A 22,008-nucleotide genomic window follows, 5' to 3' on the forward strand; every position below is an offset into this window, starting at 1 on the left:
TCCCGCTGCGTCAGGGTCAAGTGGAAAGCTGTGGGGCGGTAGGTAGGTGCAAGGGGCAGGCAAAGCGACGGCACCCGTGGCGCAGGCGTGGCCAGGGCGAGGGGGAGGAAACCCGGGGTGGGCAGCACCAGTTCCGCGGCACGTGAGACCGCAGGTCCCGCCACGACCGGCAGGCGGGGTGCCGTCGTCGCGGCGCTGATGCTCTCGATGGCGCTGGCGGCGCTCGACGCCACCATCGTCTCGACCGCGGTCCCGCAGATCGTCGGGGACCTCGGCGGTTTCTCCGTCTTCTCGTGGCTGTTCTCCGGCTATCTGCTGGCCGTGACCGTCACCCTGCCCGTCTACGGCAAGCTCTCCGACACCTTCGGCCGCAAACCGGTCCTCGTCGCGGGCTCGGTGCTCTTCCTCGTCGGCTCGCTGCTGTGCGCACTGGCCTGGAACATGGGGGCGCTCATCGCGTTCCGCATCGTGCAGGGCCTGGGCGGCGGCGCCCTCCAGGGCACCGTCCAGACACTCGCCGCCGACCTCTACCCGCTGAAGGACCGACCCAAGATCCAGTCGAAGCTGTCCACGGTGTGGGCGGTCTCGGCGGTCGCCGGTCCGGGTATCGGCGGTGTCCTCGCCGCCTATGCGGACTGGCGCTGGATCTTCCTGGTCAACCTGCCGATCGGCGCGGTCGCGTTGTGGCTGATCGTCCGTCACCTCCACGAGCCGGAGCGGGAAACCGGCACGCACGCGCGCGTGGACTGGGCCGGCGCGCTCGCGGTGTTCGCCTGCGGCGGTGTGCTGCTGACGGCCCTGGTACAGGGCGGGGTGGCGTGGTCGTGGCTGTCGGCACCCTCACTCGCCCTGTTCGGCACGGGACTTGCCCTGGTCGCGGTCGTGGTGCTGGTGGAGCGCCGGGCGGCGGAGCCGATCATCCCCGGCTGGGTGTGGCGGCGCCGTACGATCGCCGCGGTCAATCTGGCCCTGGGCGCGCTGGGTCTGCTGATGGTGGCGCCGGCGGTCTTCCTGCCCACCTACGCCCAGTCGGTACTGGGCCTCGCGCCGGTGGCCGCCGGATTCGTGCTGTCCGTATGGACGTTGAGCTGGCCGGTATCGGCGGCGCTGAGCCAGCACGTGTACCGCAGGATCGGCTTCCGCAACACGGCGATGCTGGGCATCGGCGCGGCCGCGCTGATCCTGTTCGCGTTCCCGTTCCTGCCGTACCCCGGGCAGGCCTGGCAGCCGACCCTGCTGATGCTGCTGCTCGGGGCCGCGCTGGGCCTGTTCCAGTTGCCGCTCATCGTGGGGGTGCAGTCGACGGTGGGGTGGGCGGAGCGCGGCACGACGACCGCGTCCGTGCTGTTCTGCCGCCAGACCGGCCAGACGGTCGGTGCGGCGGTCTTCGGCGCGGTCGCCAACGGGGTGCTGGCCGCCCGGCTCGGCGGCGCGAGCGACCTCGACTCGGTGACCCGGGCACTCGGCTCGGGCACGGCCCCGGAGGCGACCCGGCGGGCGATCGCCGACGCGGTGCACGCGGTCTACCTGGGCTCCTCCGGCGCGGCGGTACTGGCGTTCCTGGTGCTGCTGTTCCTCGCGCCCCGGAAATTCCCGGTGCTCAAGGACTGACGGTACGTATCCTCCCGCCCGTGCTGACCCTGGAACCGCTCCGGGCCGATCACGCGGACGCGCTGCTGGCCTTCGAGCGGGAGAACCGGGCGTACTTCGCCCGCTCGGTGCCGGACCGGGGACGCCTACTTCACGGCGGCGTCGCCGAACGCCACCGGTCGCTCCTCGCGGAGCAGCACGCGCGCGTGTGCCACTTCCATGTCGTCCTGGACGAGGGGGAACCTGGTCGGTCGTCCTGGACGAGGGGAAACCTGGTCGGCAGGGTGAACCTGGTCGACGTGACGGGCGGTTGCGCCGAACTCGCTACCGGGTGGGCGAACAGGCCGCGGGCCGGGGCGTGGCGTGGCGTGGCGAGGGCGGCCGTCGCTCAGGTGTGCCGCCTGGCCGCCACCGGCTACGGGCTGACCTCCCTCACCGCGGTCACGACCCTGGACGACCCGGCCCTCCATGACCGTCCTGGCCCGCAACGGCTTCACACGCGTCGAGGACACCACCGTGGCCGGCCGCCCCGGAGTCCGTTTCGTACGCACCTCGGACGACTCGCCGTCAGGAAACAGGGTTAATGCGGGTAACACCCGAGGTCAGCTCAGTAAGCGCGTACCGACCAATCAGTTTGCCCAAAGGCTCGCGTCGACCCGGTACCGCGAAGTAACGTGCGTGGCTCCCCCCCCACCTCCCTGCGGTCCGCCGCACCGGATCCGACCCTCGCAAGGAGCACCGGGATGTCCTACGACCCGCCGCCACCGTCCTATCCGTACCGGCCGCCGGATTCCTCCCCTTCCTACGACACCTACCCCTGGCTGCCGCAGCAGCCGCCCGAACCGGCCGGGCCGCGCCCTCAGCGCCACGCCGCACTCGGGCACCACAGCGACCTGCGGGTGCTGCGCAGCGCCTACCGCTGGCAGCGGCGCGTGGCCACGCTCACGGCGCTCGGCTACTTCGTTCTGTTCCTGATCCTGTCGGCGTTCGCACCGTCGTTCATGACGAGCACCGTCACCGACGGCCTGCCCACCGGCCTGCTGCTCGCGCTCGTCCAGGTCCCCGTGACCTGGCTGGCGATCGCCCTGTACGAGCAGACGGCCCGCCGCCGCGTCGACCCCCTCGCGGACCGGATACGCAAGCAGGCCGAACTGGACGCCAGGCGGGAGGGAACGCGGTGACCACCGAGTTCAGCGGCAACGCCCAGTCGATGTCGCTCGTGGGCTTCACGGCGGTGGCCACGATCACCCTGCTGCTGTGCGTGATGACGGGCCCGGACCGGGACGACCTCGACGAGTTCTACACCGGCTACAGCTCCCTGTCCCCCATGCGCAACGGCCTGGCGATCGCCGGCGACTACATCTCCGCCGCGACCGTCCTCGGCACGGGCGGCGTGATCGCCCTGTTCGGCTACGACGGGACCGTACTGGCCCTCAGTACGGCACTGTCGCTGATGCTGTTGATGTTCCTGCTGGCCGAACCGCTGCGCAACGCGGGCCGGTTCACCATGGGCGACGCGCTGACCCGCCGTATGCCGGGACGCGGTGTCCGTATCGCGGCCTGCGCGGTGACCCTGGCGGCGCTGGTGCCGCTGATGGTGGTGCAACTGGCGGGCACCGGGCAGTTGATGGCGTTCGTCCTCGGCTTCTCCGGCGAGTCGTTGCAGACGGGCTGCATCATCGGCGTGGGCGCGCTGATGATCAGTTACGCGGCGATCGGCGGGATGAAGGGAACCGCCCTCATCCAGATCCTGAAGATCGTGATGCTGCTCGGCTCCGGCATGGTGGTCGCGATGCTGATCCTGCACCGGTTCGACTGGGATCCGGGGGCCCTGTTCAGCGCGGCAGCCCAGAACAGCGGCGTGGGCTCGGCGTTCCTCTCGTCGGGGCTCCAGTTCGCGGGCGGCCCCAGCCCCGACCTGGACATGATCACCGCGCAGCTGACGGTGGTCCTCGGCGGTGGCGTACTGCCGCACGTCACCATGCGCATGTACACCGCCTCCAGTGCCCGGCAGGTGCGGCGTTCGATGTCCTGGGCGGTGTCGGGTGTGGCGCTGTTCGTGCTCGTCATCACGGTCGTCGGGTTCGGCGCGACGGCCCTGGTCGGGCGGGCGGTGATCGCGCAGGTGGACCCGCAGGGCAACACGGCCTATCTGCTGGGCTCCCAGGCGGCGTTCGGCCCGGACGTGTCGACGGCGGAGACGTTCCTGTTCACGACCGTCACCACGGCGGTCTTCCTCACGCTGCTCGCCTCGGTCGCCGGGATGATCCTCGCCTGCGCCAACTCCCTCGCGCACGACGTGTTCGCGGCCCGGGTGCGGGAGATGTCACCGCGCCGCGAGATGACGGTGGCCCGGATATCGGCGCTGGCGGTGGGTGCCCCGGCGATCGTCCTGGCCACGCTCGTCCAGCATCGCAGCCTGCAACCCCTGGTGACGCTGTCCTTCTGCCTGGGCGCCTCGGCCATCGCGCCCGCGCTCGTCTACAGCCTCTTCTGGCGCCGCTACACCCGAACGGGCCTGCTCAGCACCCTCATCGGCGGCTCGCTGGCCGTCCTGCTGCTGATGCCGGGCACCAACCTGGTCTCCGGCTCACCCGTCTCCGCCTTCCCCGACGCCGACTTCAACTGGTTCCCGTTCACCACCACCGGCCTGCTCTCCATACCCCTGGGCTTCGCCTGCGGCTGGCTGGGCACGATGGCTTCCGGCCGCCGCAAGTCGGACGAACAACGCCACGAGTACGAGGCGGTGGAGGCCTGGATCCTGGCGGGCGCGGTGCGCAGGGATCGCTGACGCGGAGGCTACGGCGGCGGGCGGCCCGGGGTTCCGTGCGGCAGCCGGCGGCCGGTGGGGCGCGCGGGGTCAGGTGGCAGCGGCACGAAGGCGCGCCACCCAGGCGCCGAACGTCCCATCACCCCCGCCACCCCCGCCAGCCGTACGACCCCATCACTGCGCCGCCACCCGCCCCGCCCACGCCGTCAGGCTGGTGTGTACGCGGTCGATGTGTGCCCGCGCGTCGTCCCCGCGCTCGGCGTGCTCGCGCAGCACTCGCTCCGTCTCCTGTTCGACGGACTCCGCGTGCGCGTGAGCCTGGGCGAGCAACTCCTCGGCGCGCGCGGCTGCCTCTTCCTGCCGGTGCCGGGTGGAGTCCTCGGCGTCGGCGAAGGCCTGCTCGGCCTCGGACAGCGCCCTTTCGGCCCGTGACACCGCTTCCGCGTGGCGGGCATCCAGCGCGGCCGCCCGGGCGGCGTCCTCCCGGTCCATCTCGGCCCACCGCTCGGCGTGCTCCTTGGCCTGCTCGGCCAGCATTCCGGAGGTGCGCTGCCGCATCTCCCGCAACGCGGCCAGCGCCTCGCCCCGCTGTTCCCCGGCCTCACGGCCGGCCACGGTCAGGATCTCGCCGGCCTCGGCGCGCGCCGCGAGCAGCCGCTGCCGGGCGCGTTCGTCCGCGTCGGCGCGTACGGCCTCGGCGCGCGCCTGCGCGGACTCGCGCACGCCGGCCGCGGACGCGCACGCCCCGTCCACGAGTTCCCGCGCCTCCCGCCGCGCCCCCTCCCGTACGGCCGCGGCTTCCTCCTGGCCGAGTTCGAAGAGCCGCCGTGCCCGCTCCCCGAGCGACTCGTAGGTCTGCGGGACCAGCCGCGCGACGACCTCCCGCAGCTCTTCCAGTCCCGCGTCCATGTGCCGGGCGAGCACCGTCAGCCGCGCGGCCCTCTCCCAGGCCGCGTCACGATCCTCGGAGAGGGCCTCGGCGTACTCGTCGACCTGCTCGGGACGGTAACCGCGCCCCCGCACGGCCAGAAAGCCGTGCGGAGACACCGATGCGCTGCTCATGCTGGGGCCCCTCTCCACCACGCCGACGCGCGATCGAGCACGAAATGGGATGATTTCGCGCACATCTTGGTGGATCAGACGGAAGTGTTCATAACGCGACACTCCGCACAGAGGTCACGGGCCCCCGGCCCGGCCGTACGGCCGTCAGCCCCACGTCGCGCCCGCGGGCTCCTTGACGGTCGTGTTGATGCGCCGTGCTGACGCGGTGCGTGTCAGCACGGCATGAAAGAGCCGGGCCCGGCGGCCTCACGACCGACCGGACCCGGCTCCTCAGCACACGTCAGCGGCGGCGCGTCACAGCAGTCCGTCCCACATCTGCTCCAGCAGCACCGACCACCAGCTCTCCGGCGACCCCAGCGCGGCCGGGTCGAGCGCGGCCAACTGGGCCTGGAAATCGACGGTCCAGCGCCCCGCCTGCTCCTGGGTCAGCCCGAACCTGAGCCGCCACATCCGCCCGAGCAGAGCCAGGCAGCGCGCGAACTCCGGCAGCCCGGTGTTCACGAACTGCGGCGGTACGGGCGCCCCGCCCGGCCCCGCCTCCACCGGCACGGCGACGATGTTCGCCGTCCCGTACTGCACGCAGATCGCCTTGCCGAAGTCGCTGCCCATCACCAGGTAGGAACCCGCGTCCGCGGCCGGCTGCACACCGCGCTCGGCCGCCAGCTCCGCCAGGGTCGGCACGGGCCGGCCCGGCTGCGCCTGCGCCCAGAAGAAGGGACCCATGTCCATCGGCAGGCCCGCCGCCACCAACGTGTGCGCCACGACCGGCGGCACGCCCTGCCGGGACACGGCGGCCTGCTCGAACCGGAACACCCCCGGCCCGAACGCGGCCGCCAGCTCCTGCGCGATGCCCTCCGGCGGGATCGGCGGCACCGCCTGCACCGGCGGCAACGGCGCCCGCACCGGAGCCGGACGCGCCGGGCCGTCCGCCACCTGGTGCAACTCGCCCTGGTGGGCCAGCAGTTGCTGCATGCCCTGCTGCCGGCTCGCGTGGTCCGTACCGTACGGCGCGATGCTCGTGATCCGCGCCTGCGGCCACTGCTCCCGGATCATCCGCGCGCAGTAGGCACCCGGCAGCTCACACGACTCCAGCTCGGTGTGCAGCTCCAGCACCTGGCCCGGGGGCACGTTCATGGCCCGCAACTCGTGGAAGATCTGCCACTCCGGGTGCGGCGTACCCGGCGCCGAACGCCGGATCAGCTGCTGCTCGGAACCGTCCTGCGCGCGGTAGCGCAGCACGGCCTGGTAGCCGGGGCCGACCGTCGGCTGCCCGGCGGGCTGCTGCGGATAGCCGTACGCCGGAGGCTGACCGGGGGCGGGCTGACCGGGCGGCGGCATCGCACCGGGGGGCATGGCGCCGGGCGGCACCGCACCCGGTGGCATCGCGCCGGGCGGCATCGCGCCGGGCGGCATCGGCGGCGCACCAGGCACGCCAGGAGCGCCCTGGGCGCCTGGGGCACCCGGGGCAGCGGGTGGTGCGCCGGGAGCCTGCGGCGGCGGAGGCACGCCGGGGCGGCCCGCCGGAGGCGTGGCCAGCATGGTCTCCGCGTGATGCACGGGGCCCGGGCCGCCGGGAACACCCGGGGCACCCGGCGCACCAGGCGGGTTCGGCGCACCCGGCGGCTGAGGAGCACCAGGCACGCCAGGAGGCCCCGGAGGCTGCGGTGCGCCCGGGCCCGTTCGACCGGGATCGGCCAGCATCGTGGCGGCATGGTGGACACCACCGGGGGGCGTACCACCGGGGGCGCCAGGCGGGTTCGGAGCGCCCGGAGGCTGCGGCGCACCAGGAGGACCCGGCGGCTGCTGCTGGGGAGGCAGCGGAGCACCAGGGCCCTCATTGCCCGGGCCTCCAGACCCCCCAGGGCCCCCGGAGCCCTCAGGCCCAAGCGCCGACACGAGCTGCGTAGGCACATAACCACCCGCCGGATTACCCGGCGCACCGGGCCCCGACGGCGGCGGCGTACCGCCCGGCCGCGCACCCGGCGTCCCCGGGGCACCCGGTGGAGGCGGCGTCGTCGGCCCCGCGCCCCGTCCACGACCCGGCGGCGGAGCCGCCTTGCTGGTCGCGGCGTCGGCGATGTCCCCGGCGTTCGGCGCGAGCGGCCGCTCAGGCGCACCCGGCCCGTTCGGCGGCTGCGGAACACCCGCGGGACCAGCAGGACCGGCAGAAGCAGCCGCACTGCGGGGACCAGCAGGCCCAGAAGCGGCCACGCCCCCCGCAGACCCCACAGATCCACCGTCGGCACCCTGCGGATACCCGTACGGCTGCCCGCCCGGCACAGGCGGAGGCGTGCTGCCCTGCGGCACACCACCAGGTGGCGTACCCGGCACGCCCGGCGCCGGAGCGGCACCCGCAGCCCCCGGCGGATAGTCGTAGCCCGGCCCACCAGGTGCAGCCGCACCCGCACCCGAACCGCCCTGCGCGTTCGGATCGTCGATCGCCGGTGAGACCGCCGTCGGCGGAAGCTGGCTGCCGCCCGACAGCAGCGCCGTCTTGGCCTCCGGCGTCGTCGCCGGCGTGTCACCGTCGGTCTCGCTCAGCGGCGGCGCGAAGACCGTCGCGGGCAGCGGTACGGAACGGTCGTCACCGGCATCGCCGTTGGTGTCCGTACCCGCCCAGGGCGTGGCCCCGGCAGGCGCACCCGGCGCCTGAGCTCCCCCGCCGTCACTCCCCACGGCAGCAGGCCAGGACGCACCGGAAGCGGATTCACCCCCCACCGCAGCGCCGGCAGAAGCAGAGCCCGAAGCACCAGCCGGGTCGGCAGCGGAAGCCGAAGCGGCACCCGCACCCGCACCCGCCGCCGCACCCGAGCCGGCCCCCCGCCGATCCGGAATCCCCAGCTTGTCCGCCGCGTCCTGCAACCACTCCGGCGGAGTCAGCAGGAAGGACGTCTGGTTCAGATCCACCCGGGCCGCCGGAGCCGGCGCCGGCTCCTCCGCCGTGTCCGGACGGCCGTACTCCTCCTCGTACCGGCGGATCACCTCACCCACCGGCAGCCCGGGCCACAGCGTCGCCTCGCCGCTGTCCCGCGCGATCACCAGCCGCTGCGCACCACCGTCGGAACGCGGCCCGTCCGCCCGGTCCTCGGCCCACACCACGAACCCCAGGTCGAACTCCCGCACCCGCACCTCACGATGCTGGTACGACGGCACGTCCCCGTTGATCCACTCTTCCGCGCGCTCCTGCGCCTGCGCGTAGGTCACCATCGCTGAAGTCACTCCCCCACGGCCGAGGACGACACCGCGCCCACCGGCACCACACGCGCGAACCCGCCGTCCACCATCAAGTTCGCCACCGTCTCCAACTCCGGCGGATCACCGGCCAGCCGCGACAGGAAGACATCGAAGTCGTCCCCGCACGGCAGCAGCAACCGCTCCACCCGCTCCGCCGGCGGCACCGAGGGATCCACGTCCCGCGCGTCGTCGTACGCGCAGAACCACACCGAACCGATCCGGTCGCCCTTGACCTTCACCGCCAGCAGCCCGCCCTGCACGAACGCGACCCCCAGGTAGTCCTTGGTCAGATGGTCACGCAGACACTTGTTCACGTACACCAGGTCGTTGACGGCCGCCTCGTCCCGCACGGTGAAGAACGGCTGGTCGATCAGCAGCCCCAGCTCCGCGTCCAGCGCGGCACCCACCGGCGCACAACCCCCCGCCGCCTTCAGGAACGACCGGTACGGACCCGGCAGCCGGTAGCCGAGGTCCTCCTCGACGCCCTGCACCTGCGACTCCGTCACCGCCACACCCGACTTCGGCAGCCCGAAGTGCGCCGGACGCGTCTCCTGCAACGGCCGCGTGCCCCGCTTGGCATGGTCGACGCCCGACGTCGCCACACCACCGTGGTGCCGCAGCAACGCCTTCACCTCGACCGGGACCAGCTCCAGCCGCCGCGAGCCCACCGCGTGGTGCCACGTCCAGCCGTGCGGCGTCGCCACCGCCGGCACCGTGTCCCACAACTCGTGCCCGGACGCCGACAGCGCCATGTTCGCCGACACGTAGTCCGTCAGCCGCAACTCGTCGACACCGAAACCCTCCGGCGGCTCCGCGATCTCCGCGGCCGCACGCGCGTAGGGCGAGAAGTCGGGGTAACCACGCTCGTCGACCCGTACCCCTCTCGGGTGACGGGCCGCCCGGACCGGATCCGGGAAATGCACGACCTGCCCGGCGTAGGCCGCGTTCGGCGGCGCGGCTTGCTGCCCGAGCCGACCTGTCGTCATGGCGGTTGCCCCCTGCGGCACTCTGTACGACCCGTATTGACCACCCTTGGCGCACTACGGCCCGTATCGACTGTCACGTCTGTCTGTCTCGACTTCACTGCACTTCCCTGCACCCGCCGACCCCACGGATCACCCTCCGGTTCACTGCATCGATCTCCGAACGGATCACCGCACGGCCCGCGGTGCCGACAGCCTATGCGGTACGACGACACCGGTCACCGGCACCGGTCAGCCGCCCCTCCGCTTCCGTGACCAGCCGTCACCCCACCGTGACGGCACGCCCCGGTACGGGCGTGTCACCGCTCCCCAGCTTCCGCACCAGCCACGGCATTTGGCAGTCTGTGACCCCCGGGGGATGCACGGAGGGGAATACGATCATGAACGCGACACAGACGGGACCACACACCGGCAGGTCCGCCGACCCACGAAACGGCGACCCCCGGAGCAGTGCCCCACGCACCGGCGCCCCCCGAAGCGGCGACCCCCGCATCGGCTGGAGCGCCACCGAAGCGCCCCACGCCCCCGTCCTCCACCACCGCCGCGACGGCATCCTCCCCACCGTCGCCGCCGCCCTCTCCGTCCGCGGCGCCACCCTCACCGGCACCGCCGCCCGCGGCGACACACCCCCCGCCCTGCACCCCCTCGTCCAGGACTTCCTGGACACCCTCACCAGCGCCCAGCGCGACCGCTTCACCGGCCGCTGCGCCGAGACCATCCTCATCTCCCGGCACATCACCGCCGCCGACGCCGCCCGCAGCAAACGCGCCGCACGCAAACCCATGACCAACGGCGAGGCCCGCAAAGCCCTCAAGCAGGCCAAACTCACCGCCCGCCGCATCCGCGAGGACGGCGACCCCCTCCACGGCAGCTTCGCCACCCCCTGCCGCGCCTGCACCGCGCTCAGCGCCCACTTCGGCGTCCGCATCGTCGACCCGGCGGCCACGACCGGCTGACGCCCCCCACCCCCCCCACGCACACCGAAGCCCCCTGGCACCACGGCGCGCACCACACGCCACCCATGACCTCGACGAGACGAAGGGCAGATGCACACCGACCGCACCTCCACCACCCGCTTCGCCGTACAAGTCGACGCCGCCCTGCGCGCCGCCGGCTGGCAACCCGGACGCTGGGACATCAAACAGGCCGAGATCTGGGCGGACGCCCTGCGCGACCACGCCTCACCCGCCGGCCACCGCCACACCGTCTTCCCCGCGGCCGTCGAAGCCTGGGCCGAGTTCGGCGGACTCCACATCACCCCCACCGGCCCCGGCCGCCAGGTCGCCCCCGCCACCCTCCACCTGGACCCCCTGCACGGCCTCCACATGGCCCGCACCCTCGGCGACCTCGGCCGCGCCCTCGGCACCGAGGTCTGCCCCCTCGGCGCCGAAACCGACAGCCAGGCCCTCCTCGCCATCGACACCGAAGGCCGCGTCTACACCCTCGACCACACCGGCGACTGGTACCTCGGCCCCCACATCGACCAGGCCCTGACCACCCTCATCGCCGGCACCGAACCCACACGCCTGACAACGGGCTGACCAGAACAGCCGACGACCGACGACCGGCCGGAACCCCGGGGGCTACGACGCCGGAATCACCGCCGACACCCGAAAACCCCCCGCATCCGTCGGCCCGGACACGAACACCCCGCCCAGCGCGGCAACCCGCTCCTTCATCCCCACCAGCCCGTTCCCCCCGGACGGCAACCGCGCCGACGACGCCGCCGCCTCCGGCGGCTCGTTCTCCACCTGCATCGCGATCTCCGACACCCGATGCGCCAGCCGCACATACGTCTTCGCCCCGGCCGCGTGCTTGTGGACGTTCGTCAACGCCTCCTGCACCACCCGATACGCCGTCTGCTCCACCTCCGGCGCATACGACCGGGCATCCCCCTCCACCGACAGATCGACCACCATCCCCGCGGCGGCCGACTGCCCGACCAGCTCCTCGATCTCCGCCAGACACGGCCCCTCGTCATCGGCGGCCAGCGAAGCCGCCGCCGCGGCAGCCCACCCCACCGCCGCCAACGGCACCGACGCGGCACGCTCACGCCGCTCGCCCCCGCCACTGCGCAGCACCCCGAGCATCTCCCGCAACTCGGTCAGCGCCTGCCGCCCCATGTCCCCCACGAGCGCGGCATTCCTGACGGCCTTCTCGGGATCCTTCCGCGCCACCGCCTGAAGCGCGGCGGCATGCACGACCATCAGACTCACCCGATGCGCGACGACATCGTGCATCTCCCGGGCGATCCGCGTCCGCTCCTCGTTCCGGGCCCACTCGGCCCGCTCCTCCGCCCGCTCCGCGAGCAGCTGAAGCTCCCGCTCCAGACTGTCCGCACGCTCCCGCAGACTCTCCATCAGCCGCCGCCGGGCCCCCACATACAGGCCGAGCAGCACCGGAGGCGCCGTGAAGCCGAGCGACATCGTGATGGCGGCGAAGGGCACGAACCAGTCCCCTATGTCCAGATCGCCCCGCACCATGTCCTGCCGCGTCTTCACGAACGTCACGATGAGCGTCCCCACCAGCGACATCCCCGCCAGCGAGCCGATGATCCGCCGGGGCAGCTCGGACGCCGCCAGGGTGTAGAGGCCGACGACGCCCATCAGGAAACCCATCTGGGCGGGCGTGATGGCGATCGAGACCAGCACGACGGCGATCGGCCAGCGACGCCGCACGAGCAGTACAGACCCGGCCAACAGGCCGAAAACGACCCCCGCGGCCACCGGGATCCCCGCCTCCTTGGCGAACGGAAAACCCTCCGCCCCGCACTCCAGCGCGGACACCACGGCCAGACTCACATCGAACACGGCACTACGCCGTCTGGCCCACCACCACGGCCCTCCCCGGGCCGTCACATGGTCTTCCCCCGTCGCGGTCATGCCTCCAGCCTACGGGCGCCCGCAGCCGGTTTTCCGGCGAGTTTCCCGGACTGGCCTACACCACACTCCGTGACCGTTCGGCTGCGATACGGCCCGATATCCCTCGAACTGCTGAATCGCTCACCGTTCGACCCCGGAACCCTCCATTCCGCCCGGACGGTATGCGTATGACACATGCCACTGGCAAATACGCCGACTTCGAGGGACTGCGGGAGAGGGCGGTGGCGCTGCGGCGCGCAGGGCTGAGCCGACGCCAGATCCGCGACCGGCTGCACGTCGACAACAACGACATCCTCAACCGCCTGCTGGAGGGCGAGCCGCCGCCGGTATGGACGAAGCGCCCGAACGCGAAGGACAACCTCCGCGAGCGGGCCCGGGAGCTCCGGCTCCAGGGCTGGACGTACGACCAGATCCAGGTGGAGCTGGGGTGCTCCAAGAGTTCGATCTCGCTGTGGGTACGAGATCTGCCGAAGCCGGAGCGCAAGCGGACCCGCGAGGAAGCCTCCGCCATCGCGAAAAGAGGCTGGGAAGCCACGCTCCGACTGCGCGAGGAGGAGCGCCAGCGAACCAAGCAGCAGGCCATGCAGGAAGTGAGCAGCCTGACCGACCGCGAGCTTTTCCTGATCGGCGTGGGCCTCTACTGGGCCGAGGGAGCCAAGAGCAAGCCCTACAGCCGCCGAGAGCGCATCACCTTCGTGAACAGCGATCCCGACATGATCAGCGTATTCCTGGCCTGGCTGAACCTGCTCGGCGTGGAACCCTGCACCCTCAGATTCGCAGTACAGATCCACGAGACCGCGAACGTGGCGGCTGCGGAGGCATTTTGGGCCGCCCACGTCGGCGTCGCGCCAACCGACCTCCTCAAGACAACCCTCAAGCGACACAACCCGAACACCAACCGCAAGAACACCACCGAGACCTACAACGGATGCCTCCGCGTCGACGTGAGAGACGGAGCAGACCTGTACCGTCGCATCGAAGGCTGGTGGTGCGGCATAGTAGGGGCTGCCACCGCATCCGATCTACAAAATCGGGCATAGCGGTAATCCCGGGTCGTCTAAGGGCAAGACGTCAGATTTTGGTTCTGATCATGGGGGTTCGAGTCCTCCCCCGGGAGCACACTCTCGGTTCGGGTCCTGGCTGATGAAACTGCGGTCAGGCCCCACACCCCCACCCCCCACAAAACCCCCCGGTATCCTGCGGATGTCACCCCACCCCATCCACAGCCGAAGGGCATCCCGTGAGCGCCAACCGCCCGGCAGCCGTCGTCGTTCTCGCAGCGGGTGAGGGCACCCGTATGAAGTCGGCCACACCCAAGGTCCTGCACGAGATCTGCGGCCGCAGTCTCGTGGGACACGTGCTCGCCGCCGCGGGCGAGCTGCACCCCGAGAACCTGGTCGTCGTGGTCGGCCACGCCCGTGAGAAGGTCACCGCCCATCTCGGCGAGATCGCCCCGGCCGTCCGCACGGCGGTACAGGCGGAGCAGAACGGCACGGGGCACGCCGTGCGGATGGGTCTGGAAGCGCTCGGCGGGTCCGTCGACGGGACGGTCGTCGTCGTGTGCGGGGACACTCCCCTGCTCACCGGCGAGACGCTGCGGGCCCTCGCCGCCACCCACACGGAAGACGGCAACGCGGTCACCGTGCTGACCGCCGAGGTGCCGGACGCGACGGGCTACGGCCGGATCGTGCGGGACGACTCGGGTGCGGTGACGGCGATCGTGGAGCACAAGGACGCCACCGACGCCCAGCGGTCGATCCGGGAGATCAACTCGGGGGTGTTCGCGTTCGACGGGCAGTTGCTCGCCGACGCGCTGAAGAAGGTGCGGACCGACAACAGTCAGGGCGAGGAGTACCTGACCGACGTGCTCGGGATCCTGCGCGAGGCCGGGCATCGGGTCGGGGCGTCCGTGGCGGGCGACCACCGGGAGATCGCCGGCATCAACAACCGCGTGCAGCTCTCGGAGGCCCGCCGCATCCTCAACGACCGGCTGCTCACCGAGGCCATGCTGTCCGGTGTCACGGTCATCGATCCGGCGACCACCTGGGTCGATGTGACGGTCACGTTCGAGCAGGACGCGGTCGTGCACCCGGGCACGCAGCTGCACGGGTCGACGCACCTCGGCGAGGGCGCGGAGGTCGGGCCCAACTGCCGGCTGACCGACACCCTGGTGGGTGCCGGCGCGCGCGTGGACAACACGGTGGCGGTGGGCGCGGAGGTGGGCGCGGAGGCGAGCGTCGGGCCGTTCGCGTATCTGCGTCCGGGGACCCGGCTGGGTGCCAAGGGCAAGATCGGGACGTACGTCGAGACGAAGAACGCCTCCATCGGGGAGGGTACGAAGGTGCCTCATCTCTCCTATGTCGGTGACGCGACGATCGGTGATCACACGAACATCGGTGCCGCGAGCGTGTTCGTGAACTACGACGGTCAGGACAAGCACCACACGACCGTCGGTTCTCATTGCCGTACGGGCTCGGACAACATGTTTGTGGCGCCTGTCACGGTCGGGGACGGCGCGTACACCGCCGCCGGGTCCGTGATCACCAAGGATGTGCCGCCCGGTTCGCTGGCCGTGGCCCGTGGTCAGCAGCGGAATATCGAGGGTTGGGTGGCTCGGAAGCGTCCGGGGAGCGCGGCCGCGAAGGCGGCCGAGGCGGCTTCCCGGGGGTCGGCCGAGGAGGGCTGACCGGAAACCGGTGCCTCAAACACGGCGTACGGTGATAAGTGCATGCCCGCACCCCCACCAGCTGAGACGGCCTCTCGCAAGCCGGCTGAGAGGTCTCTCGACACCCAGCTGCGACACCTCTGAGGAGACAGTGCTGTGACCGGGATCAAGACGACCGGCGAGAAGAAGTTGATGTTCTTCTCCGGCCGCGCCCACCCCGAGCTTGCCGAGGAGGTCGCCCAGCAGTTGGGTGTCGGGGTTGTCCCGACGAAGGCCTTCGACTTCGCGAACGGGGAGATCTATGTGCGCTATCAGGAGTCGGCACGTGGTGCCGACTGTTTCCTGATCCAGAGCCACACGGCTCCGATCAACAAGTGGATCATGGAGCAGTTGATCATGATCGACGCGCTGAAGCGTGCGTCGGCCCGCTCCATCACCGTCATCGTGCCGTTCTACGGTTACGCGCGGCAGGACAAGAAGCACCGGGGACGTGAACCGATTTCGGCGCGTCTGATCGCGGACATGATGAAGACCGCGGGTGCGGACCGGCTGCTGACCGTGGATCTGCACACGGACCAGATCCAGGGCTTCTTCGACGGTCCGGTGGACCACCTGTTCGCCCTGCCGCTGCTGGCGGACTACGTGGGCCGGAAGGTGGACCGGAACAAGCTGACGGTCGTGTCTCCGGACGCGGGCCGGGTGCGGGTCGCCGACCGCTGGTGCGACCGGCTGGGTGCGCCGCTGGCGATCGTGCACAAGCGCCGGGACAAGGACGTCGCGAACCAGGTCACCGTCCACGAGGTCGTGGGTGAGGTGAAGGGGCGCGTGTGTGTCCTGGTGGACGACATGATCGACACGGGCGGGACGATCTGTGCCGCCGCGGACGCGCTGTTCGCGCATGGTGCGGAGGACGTCATCGTGACGGCGACGCACGGTGTGCTGTCGGGTCCCGCGGCGGATCGGCTGAAGAACTCGCGGGTGAGTGAGTTCGTGTTCACGAACACGCTGCCGACGCCGGGTGAGCTGAGCGGGGACCTGGACAAGATCTCGGTGCTGTCGATCGCGCCGACGATCGCGAACGCGGTGCGTGAGGTGTTCGAGGACGGTTCGGTGACGAGCCTGTTCGACGACCAGTAGGAGTCCCTGGTCGGGCTTGTGTAGATCGTTTTGGGTGCGGCCTCCCTCGCCGAGTAGACTGCTGAAGTTGCTCGGCGAGGGAGGCCGTACCGCTTCTTCTGGAGGCTTGTACGGCGGTCCGTTATCGACGCGCTCTTCGTAGCAGGCCGTTCGTGGCCGGGTGACCACGTCCGTTTCTGACTTCGAGGAGTGAGTATGTCCGAGGTGAAGATCTCCGCCGCGACGCGCACCGAGTTCGGCAAGGGTGCCGCGCGCCGTATCCGTCGTGAAGACAAGGTTCCGGGTGTCCTGTACGGGCACGGTTCGGACCCGCTGCACCTGACCCTGCCGGGTCACGACCTGCAGATGGCGCTGCGTACGGCGAACGTGCTGATCGCGCTGGACATCGACGGCAAGACCAACGAGCTGGCGATTCCGAAGGCCGTGCAGCGTGACCCGCTGAAGGGTTTCCTGGAGCACGTGGACCTGCAGCTGGTCACGCGTGGCGAGCAGGTCAACGTCGAGATCTACGTCCACACCGAGGGTGAGCTGGCCCCGGGCGGCAACCTGCTGGAGCACGTGCTGAACGCGCTGCCGGTGGTGGCCGAGGCGACCCACATCCCGGAGTCCGTGACCGTCTCCGTCGAGGGTCTGACGGCCGGTGACTCCATCCTGGCCAAGGACATCCCGCTGCCGAAGGGCACGACGCTGGACGTCGAGGAGGACACCGTCGTCCTGCAGGTTCTGGCCGCGCAGGCCGAGGAGCCCTCCGAGGGCGAGGAAGAGGGCTCAGAGGCCGCCGAGGCCTGATCCCTCGTCGTCGTTTCGTCGGCCGCTGTTCCCGTGCGGAGCAGCGGCCGACGCGTATGAAGGAGACATGGACGTGACGACCGATGCCGCCGTGCCCTGGCTGATCGTGGGACTGGGCAATCCGGGGCCGGAGTACGCGGGTAACCGGCACAACGTGGGCTTCATGGTGGCCGATCTGCTGGCGGAGCGGATCGGGGGGAGGTTCAAGCGGGCCGGGAAGGCGCAGGCGCAGGTCGTCGAGGGCCGGATCGGGCCGCCGGGGCCGATGAGCCGGCGGGTGGTTCTGGCGAAGCCGATGTCGTACATGAATCTGTCGGGCGGGCCGGTGAACGCGCTGCGGGATTTCTACAAGGTGCCGGTGGCCCATGTGGTGGCGATTCATGATGAGTTGGACATCGATTATGGGATGCTGCGGCTGAAGCTGGGTGGCGGGGACAACGGGCACAACGGGCTGAAGTCGATGACGAAGGCGTTCGGGGCGGACTATCACCGGGTGCGGTTCGGGATCGGCCGGCCGCCGGGTCGGATGCCGGTGGCGGATTTCGTGCTGAGGGATTTCTCGTCGGCGGAGCGCAAGGAGCTGGACTACTTCGTGGACCGGGCGGCGGACGCGGTGGAGTGTCTGGTGATCGAGGGGCTGGAGCGGGCGCAGAGTACGTACAACTCCTGACTTGTCACCCTCGGGAGTTGACCGGCCGTGCGGATATGGCCAATGATCCCGGCCATGCCTGCCTCTGCTGCCGTCACTCACGAGAGCGCCCATGCCGTGTTGCGGTTCGGGCGGTTCGCGGCGATGGGTGCGGTCGCGGTGCTGATCCTGATCGCGGGTGTGTGGGCGTCGTGGGGTACGGCGCAGCACGTGATGCTGACGAAGGGCCGGGAGCGCGGCACGGTCGAGGTGACGCGGTGTGGGCAGGACACGTGTACGGGGCGGTACTCGCCGTTGTCTGAGGGGTGGCGACCCCGCTCGAGGGTGGTCCTGGAGAAGTCGGTCGCGGTGCAGAAGGGCCGGACCTACACGGTGGTCTTGAAGCCCGGCAGTGATGACGCGGTGCGCTCGGGCCCGGCCGGGGTGCTGTACGCGTGGATTCCGCTGGGTGGTGCGCTGTTGCTGGCGTCGGTCGTGGTGGCGGGCGGTCTGCTGCGTACGCGGGCGGCGTGGGTGATGGCGTTGTCGGGGGTGGCGTTGCTGACGGCCGCTTTCGTGACTGTCTGAGGGGTTCTGGCGTTCTTCCCTTCTGTGGAGGGGAGGAGCGTTGTGTGTTCGTGATTGACGGGCCCTCGGGCGAGGCTGGAAGCTGAGCCGCCCCCTCCACATCTTCCCGGTCACTTCTCGAAGATGGATGACTTCTCGATGCGAACTCTTTCGCGCGCCGGTGCTGTCGCCGCCGCGGCTTGCGTGGTTTTCCTGCTCGCTCCGGCCGCTCAGGCGTCCCCTCCCGGTGACAACGGCACGGTCAAGATCCACGATGCTTCGACGGGCGAGGAGCTGCGCCGCAACGAGCCGCACGTGTGCACGTTCTACCTGGACGCTTTCGGTTTCGACGGGGGCCAGGAGGTCGACTGGCGCATCGACGCGATCCCCCCGAGCGAGAACAGGGGGGAGACGGTGAAGTCCGGCGCGCTGACGCTGGACGCGGAGGGTCACGGCCGTACGGAGGACCTGTCGCTGCCCGACGGGCACTACAAGCTGTTCTGGAACTTCGACGGCGAGAAGGGTGCCGCCAAGCACAAGGTGTTCTGGACGGACTGCGAGGACGGGCAGGAGCCCGGCGGTTCGACGCCGTCCGGGGCGGCTTCCCCGTCGCCCTCGTCCGGGGCGTCCGAGGCGCCGTCGGCCGGGCCGGGATCGTCGGGGTCCCCGAGTTCGGCGGCCGACGGGGGTGTGCCGGCGTCCTCGTCGCCGTCGCCTCAGGGCGGTGCCGACGGTGACCTCGCCGAGACGGGCAACGGAGCGCCGGTGGGCCTGCTGTCCGGTGTGGCGGCGGCGCTGGTCGCGGGTGGCGGGTTCCTGGTGTTCCGTCGCCGGAAGTTCGGCCGCGGCTGACGTGGAACGCGACCGTGCCCCCGAGCCCGTGCGGGCTCGGGGGCACGGTCGTGTCCGGGCAGCGGTTCAGCCGGTGTTACGCAGGCCCGCTGCCACGCCGTTGACGGTGAGGAGCAGGGCGCGGGCGAGGAGCGGGTCGGGCTGTTCGCCGGCGGCGGCCGCGTCGCGCTGCCGCTTGAGCAGGGCGACCTGGAGGTAGGAGATGGGGTCGAGGTAGGCGTCGCGGATGGCGAAGGTCTGCTTCAGGACGGGTTCGGCGTCGAGGAGTTCCTGTTCGCCGGTGACCCGCAGTACCTCGGCGACGGTCAGTTCGTGTTCGGCCTTGATGGTGTCGAAGACGTGCTTGAGCTCGTCGGGGACGAGGGTGTCGACGTAGTGCTGGGCGATCCGCAGGTCGGTCTTGGCCAGGGTCATCTCGACGTTGGAGATGAAGTTGCGGAAGAAGTGCCACTGCCCGTACATCTCGTCGAGCACGGTGTCGAGGCCGGCTTCGCGCAGTGCCTTGAGGCCGGAGCCGACGCCGAACCAGCCGGGGACGATCTGCCGGGACTGGGTCCAGCCGAACACCCACGGGATGGCGCGCAGGCCGTCGAGCGAGACGCCGGAGCCGGGGCGGCGGGAGGGCCGGGAGCCCAGGTGCAGGTCGGCGAGCTGGTCCACTGGCGTCGACGCGAGGAAGTACGTCGGCAGGTCCGGGTCCTCCACCAGCCTGCGGTAGGCGGCGTGGGCGGCGTCGGAGACGACGTCCATCGCGGCGTCCCAGCGGGCGAGGGCCTCGGTGGACTGGCGGGGTGCGGTGTGCAGGGCGGAGGCCTGGAGGGTGGCCGCGACGGTGAGTTCGAGGTTCTCCCGGGCGAGGGACGGGATGAGGTACTTGTCGGAGATGACCTCGCCCTGCTCGGTCACCTTGATCTCGCCCTCCAGGGTGCCCCAGGGCTGGGCGAGGATGGCGTCGTGGGTGGGGCCGCCGCCGCGGCCGACGGTGCCGCCGCGGCCGTGGAAGAGGCGCAGGCGGACGCCGTAGCGGTGGGCGACGTCGCGCAGGCGGCGCTGGGCGCGGTGGATCTCCCACTGGCTGGTGGTGATGCCGCCGAACTTGGAGGAGTCGGAGTAGCCGAGCATGACCTCCTGGACGTCGCCCCGCAGCGCGACGAGGCGCCGGTAGGACGGGTCGGAGAGCATGTCCTCGAGGATCGTGTCGGCGGCCTTGAGCTCGTCGGTGGTCTCCAGCAGCGGCACGATGCCGATCTTGGCCCAGCCGGCGTGCAGGTCGATCAGGCCGGCTTCGCGGGCGAGGACGGCGGCGGCGAAGACGTCGTCGGCGCCCTGGCACATGGAGATGATGTACGACTCGATGACCTCGGGTCCGAAGACCTCCAGGGCGCGCTTGACGGTCTGGAAGACGCCGAGGGTCTTCTCGCCGGGGGCGTCCACGGGTGCCGGGGTGGGTGCGAGGGGGCGGCGGGAGCGCAGTTCCTTGGCGAGCAGCTTGGTGCGGTAGTCGCGGGGCATGTCCGCGTATCGCCAGGACTCCTCGCCGAGCCGGTCGAACAGCTGACCGAGGGCGTGGTGGTGGGCGTCCGCGTGTTCGCGTACGTCCATGGTGGCGAGCTGGAGGCCGAAGGCGGCGAGGGTGCGGATGGTGCGGGCGAGGCGGCCGTCGGCGAAGAGGCCTCCGCGGTGCTCGCGCAGGGAGGTCTGGATGATCCGCAGGTCGCTGATCAGCTCGCTGGTGCCGAGGTAGTCGCGGCCCGGCACGTGCGCGGTGCCCTTGGCGAGGCGCTGCTTGGTGTTCTCCAGCTTCTGCCGGATGCAGGTGGCCTTGAGCCGGTAGGGCTCCTCGGCGTTGAGGCGCTTGTAGCGGGGGCTGATCTCGGGGAGGTTCTCCAGGTCGGCCTGGAGGGAGCTCAGCAGTTCCTCGGTGGCGCCGGCGTAGCGGATGGAGTTGGACAGGAAGCCGCGCAGCTCGTCGATCGTGTCCAGCGCGTCGTTGATGCCGTGTTCGTGCTGGAGGATGAGGACGTCCCAGGTGACCTGGGGGGTGACGTTGGGGTTGCCGTCGCGGTCGCCGCCGATCCAGGTGCCGAAGGTCAGGGGGCGGGTGTCGTCGGGGAGCTTGACGCCGGCGCGCTCCAGCTCGGCGGTGAGGTCCTCCAGGACGTCGCCGACGGCGCCCGCGTGCAGTTCGTCGAGGTAGTAGATGGCGTTGCGGGCCTCGTCGGCGGGCTCGGGGCGGACGACGCGCAGTTCGTCGGTCTGCCAGACGAGGTCGATGTTCTCGGCCAGGCGGATGTCGAGGCGGCGGCGGTCCGACTCGATGACCGGGGTCTCCAGGAGCGCGGCGACGCGCCGGAGCTTGTTCAGGACCGACCGGCGCGCGGCCTCGGTCGGGTGGGCTGTGAACACGGGGCGGACGTTGAGGTTGCGGACCGTCTCGCGCAGGTGCTCGGGGTCGGCGTCCTTGAGCCGGTCGGCCGTACGGGCGAGCAGTCCGCCCTCGGCGGCGCGCCGGGCGCGCAGTTCGCGGCCGCGGTGGACCTGCTCGGTGACGTTGGCCAGGTGGAAGTAGGTGGAGAAGGCGCGGACCAGCTTGGCCGCGGTGTCGAGTTCGGTGCCGCGCAGCAGCTCGGCGGCGGCCTCGCCGTCCTCACGGGTGAGGCGGCGGACCTTCTCGACGAGTTCCAGGAGCTCAGGACCTTCCTGCCGGACGAGGGTCTCCCCGAGGAGGTCACCCAGTCGGCGGATGTCGGCCCGCAGCTCACTGCTCGTCGTCGTGGTCTGGTCGTCGGCACTGCTCACAGGTGCGGCTCCTTGCAGTGTTGAAGCTCGTCTGGGAGGGGTACCCGGAC

At 71.1% G+C, this 22,008-nt stretch carries 19 protein-coding genes and 1 tRNA gene; 15 read left to right on the top strand and 5 right to left on the bottom strand.

The features are described 5' to 3' along the window. The first annotated feature begins 117 nt into the window (after positions 1-117). The 4 genes from AOQ53_RS06865 to AOQ53_RS06880 all read left to right on the top strand — a co-directional run bounded on the left by AOQ53_RS06865 (position 118) and on the right by AOQ53_RS06880 (position 4,381). Positions 118-1,611 carry an MFS transporter gene (locus tag AOQ53_RS06865; protein ID WP_059415880.1) on the top strand — a complete coding sequence of 498 codons (1,494 nt, stop codon included), beginning with the start codon at positions 118-120 and terminating at the stop codon, positions 1,609-1,611. 20 nt (positions 1,612-1,631) lie between these two features. Further along, positions 1,632-2,174 carry a GNAT family N-acetyltransferase gene (locus tag AOQ53_RS06870; protein WP_063888869.1) on the top strand — a complete coding sequence of 181 codons (543 nt, stop codon included), beginning with the start codon at positions 1,632-1,634 and terminating at the stop codon, positions 2,172-2,174. A 159-nt stretch (positions 2,175-2,333) separates the two neighbouring features. Beyond that, positions 2,334-2,771, top strand: a complete 438-nt coding sequence (locus AOQ53_RS06875) for a DUF485 domain-containing protein (protein WP_059415881.1) — start codon at positions 2,334-2,336, stop codon at positions 2,769-2,771. Then, positions 2,768-4,381: a sodium/solute symporter gene (locus AOQ53_RS06880; RefSeq protein ID WP_059415882.1), complete on the top strand. Its 1,614-nt coding sequence runs from the start codon at positions 2,768-2,770 to the stop codon at positions 4,379-4,381. Before AOQ53_RS06875 ends, AOQ53_RS06880 begins: the two co-directional genes overlap by 4 nt. Positions 4,382-4,534: 153 nt before the next feature. Here the strand turns inward: AOQ53_RS06880 and AOQ53_RS06885 are convergent, their stop codons facing one another. Continuing rightward, positions 4,535-5,422 (bottom strand): coiled-coil domain-containing protein, encoded by an 888-nt coding sequence (locus tag AOQ53_RS06885; protein ID WP_059415884.1) that lies wholly within the window; start codon positions 5,420-5,422, stop codon positions 4,535-4,537. Positions 5,423-5,716: 294 nt separating this feature from the next. Next, a complete protein-coding gene (locus AOQ53_RS06890) occupies positions 5,717-8,329 on the bottom strand; it encodes an SUKH-4 family immunity protein (protein WP_423587481.1) in 2,613 nt (870 codons plus the stop codon). Here AOQ53_RS06890 and AOQ53_RS48350 point away from each other — a divergent pair. Further along, complete coding sequence (locus AOQ53_RS48350) at positions 8,265-8,621, top strand: hypothetical protein (protein WP_236711620.1); 357 nt, start codon at positions 8,265-8,267, stop codon at positions 8,619-8,621. The two genes, AOQ53_RS06890 and AOQ53_RS48350, sit on opposite strands and share 65 nt — an antisense overlap. A 16-nt stretch (positions 8,622-8,637) precedes the next feature. Here the strand turns inward: AOQ53_RS48350 and AOQ53_RS06895 are convergent, their stop codons facing one another. Then, complete coding sequence (locus tag AOQ53_RS06895) at positions 8,638-9,642, bottom strand: SMI1/KNR4 family protein (RefSeq protein WP_059415887.1); 1,005 nt, start codon at positions 9,640-9,642, stop codon at positions 8,638-8,640. A gap of 377 nt (positions 9,643-10,019) precedes the next feature. Here AOQ53_RS06895 and AOQ53_RS06900 point away from each other — a divergent pair, with 377 nt between their 5' ends. Both AOQ53_RS06900 and AOQ53_RS06905 read left to right on the top strand, forming a co-directional pair. Then, positions 10,020-10,595 carry a YwqJ-related putative deaminase gene (locus AOQ53_RS06900; protein WP_059415889.1) on the top strand — a complete coding sequence of 192 codons (576 nt, stop codon included), beginning with the start codon at positions 10,020-10,022 and terminating at the stop codon, positions 10,593-10,595. 90 nt (positions 10,596-10,685) lie between these two features. Next, positions 10,686-11,180 carry an SUKH-3 domain-containing protein gene (locus AOQ53_RS06905; protein WP_059415891.1) on the top strand — a complete coding sequence of 165 codons (495 nt, stop codon included), beginning with the start codon at positions 10,686-10,688 and terminating at the stop codon, positions 11,178-11,180. Between the two features lie 42 nt (positions 11,181-11,222). Here AOQ53_RS06905 and AOQ53_RS06910 read toward each other — a convergent pair whose 3' ends face one another. Continuing rightward, entirely contained in the window at positions 11,223-12,521 is a 1,299-nt protein-coding gene (locus tag AOQ53_RS06910; protein WP_059415892.1) for a sensor histidine kinase, read from the bottom strand. 167 nt (positions 12,522-12,688) lie between these two features. Between AOQ53_RS06910 and AOQ53_RS06915 the strand changes: the two genes are divergently transcribed. The 8 genes from AOQ53_RS06915 (at position 12,689) to AOQ53_RS06950 (ending at position 19,159) form a co-directional block, all read left to right on the top strand. After that, a complete protein-coding gene (locus tag AOQ53_RS06915; RefSeq protein WP_059415894.1) occupies positions 12,689-13,561 on the top strand; it encodes a hypothetical protein in 873 nt (290 codons plus the stop codon). 6 nt (positions 13,562-13,567) lie between these two features. After that, positions 13,568-13,638: transfer RNA gene (locus AOQ53_RS06920), tRNA-Gln, on the top strand. Positions 13,639-13,761: 123 nt separating this feature from the next. After that, positions 13,762-15,207, top strand: a complete 1,446-nt coding sequence (gene glmU / locus AOQ53_RS06925) for a bifunctional UDP-N-acetylglucosamine diphosphorylase/glucosamine-1-phosphate N-acetyltransferase GlmU (protein WP_078945187.1) — start codon at positions 13,762-13,764, stop codon at positions 15,205-15,207. A 135-nt stretch (positions 15,208-15,342) separates the two neighbouring features. Next, positions 15,343-16,323 (top strand): ribose-phosphate diphosphokinase, encoded by a 981-nt coding sequence (locus AOQ53_RS06930; protein ID WP_059415896.1) that lies wholly within the window; start codon positions 15,343-15,345, stop codon positions 16,321-16,323. 195 nt (positions 16,324-16,518) lie between these two features. Next, on the top strand, positions 16,519-17,112 hold the full coding sequence (locus AOQ53_RS06935) for a 50S ribosomal protein L25/general stress protein Ctc (protein ID WP_059415897.1): 594 nt from the start codon (positions 16,519-16,521) through the stop codon (positions 17,110-17,112). Positions 17,113-17,179: 67 nt separating this feature from the next. Continuing rightward, on the top strand, positions 17,180-17,782 hold the full coding sequence (gene pth / locus AOQ53_RS06940; protein ID WP_059415898.1) for an aminoacyl-tRNA hydrolase: 603 nt from the start codon (positions 17,180-17,182) through the stop codon (positions 17,780-17,782). Positions 17,783-17,824: 42 nt separating this feature from the next. Then, positions 17,825-18,328 carry a hypothetical protein gene (locus AOQ53_RS06945; protein ID WP_099054539.1) on the top strand — a complete coding sequence of 168 codons (504 nt, stop codon included), beginning with the start codon at positions 17,825-17,827 and terminating at the stop codon, positions 18,326-18,328. Positions 18,329-18,466: 138 nt separating this feature from the next. Beyond that, the gene (locus AOQ53_RS06950) at positions 18,467-19,159 is read left to right on the top strand and encodes an LPXTG cell wall anchor domain-containing protein (protein ID WP_059415899.1); all 693 of its coding nucleotides are present in this window, start codon (positions 18,467-18,469) and stop codon (positions 19,157-19,159) included. 66 nt (positions 19,160-19,225) lie between these two features. On the opposite strand, the gene ppc is transcribed toward AOQ53_RS06950, so the two are convergent. Further along, positions 19,226-21,958 carry a phosphoenolpyruvate carboxylase gene (gene ppc, locus AOQ53_RS06955; RefSeq protein ID WP_059415901.1) on the bottom strand — a complete coding sequence of 911 codons (2,733 nt, stop codon included), beginning with the start codon at positions 21,956-21,958 and terminating at the stop codon, positions 19,226-19,228. Positions 21,959-22,008: the final 50 nt, after the last annotated feature.

The sequence above is a fragment of the Streptomyces azureus genome, from assembly GCF_001270025.1.
GTDB classification, from domain to species: Bacteria; Actinomycetota; Actinomycetes; order Streptomycetales; family Streptomycetaceae; genus Streptomyces; species Streptomyces azureus.

Bases quoted from the DNA above. Each gene is read 5' to 3' on its own strand.
- AOQ53_RS06950 (WP_059415899.1), top strand. From the start codon at position 18,467: ATGCGAACTCTTTCGCGCGCCGGTGCTGTCGCCGCCGCGGCTTGCGTG.
- pth (WP_059415898.1), top strand. From the start codon at position 17,180: ATGGACGTGACGACCGATGCCGCCGTGCCCTGGCTGATCGTGGGACTG.
- AOQ53_RS06905 (WP_059415891.1), top strand. From the start codon at position 10,686: ATGCACACCGACCGCACCTCCACCACCCGCTTCGCCGTACAAGTCGAC.
- AOQ53_RS06900 (WP_059415889.1), top strand. From the start codon at position 10,020: ATGAACGCGACACAGACGGGACCACACACCGGCAGGTCCGCCGACCCA.
- AOQ53_RS06875 (WP_059415881.1), top strand. From the start codon at position 2,334: ATGTCCTACGACCCGCCGCCACCGTCCTATCCGTACCGGCCGCCGGAT.
- AOQ53_RS06885 (WP_059415884.1), bottom strand. From the start codon at position 5,422: ATGAGCAGCGCATCGGTGTCTCCGCACGGCTTTCTGGCCGTGCGGGGG.
- AOQ53_RS06915 (WP_059415894.1), top strand. From the start codon at position 12,689: ATGACACATGCCACTGGCAAATACGCCGACTTCGAGGGACTGCGGGAG.
- AOQ53_RS06935 (WP_059415897.1), top strand. From the start codon at position 16,519: ATGTCCGAGGTGAAGATCTCCGCCGCGACGCGCACCGAGTTCGGCAAG.
- AOQ53_RS06895 (WP_059415887.1), bottom strand. From the start codon at position 9,642: ATGACGACAGGTCGGCTCGGGCAGCAAGCCGCGCCGCCGAACGCGGCC.
- AOQ53_RS06910 (WP_059415892.1), bottom strand. From the start codon at position 12,521: ATGACCGCGACGGGGGAAGACCATGTGACGGCCCGGGGAGGGCCGTGG.
- AOQ53_RS06945 (WP_099054539.1), top strand. From the start codon at position 17,825: ATGATCCCGGCCATGCCTGCCTCTGCTGCCGTCACTCACGAGAGCGCC.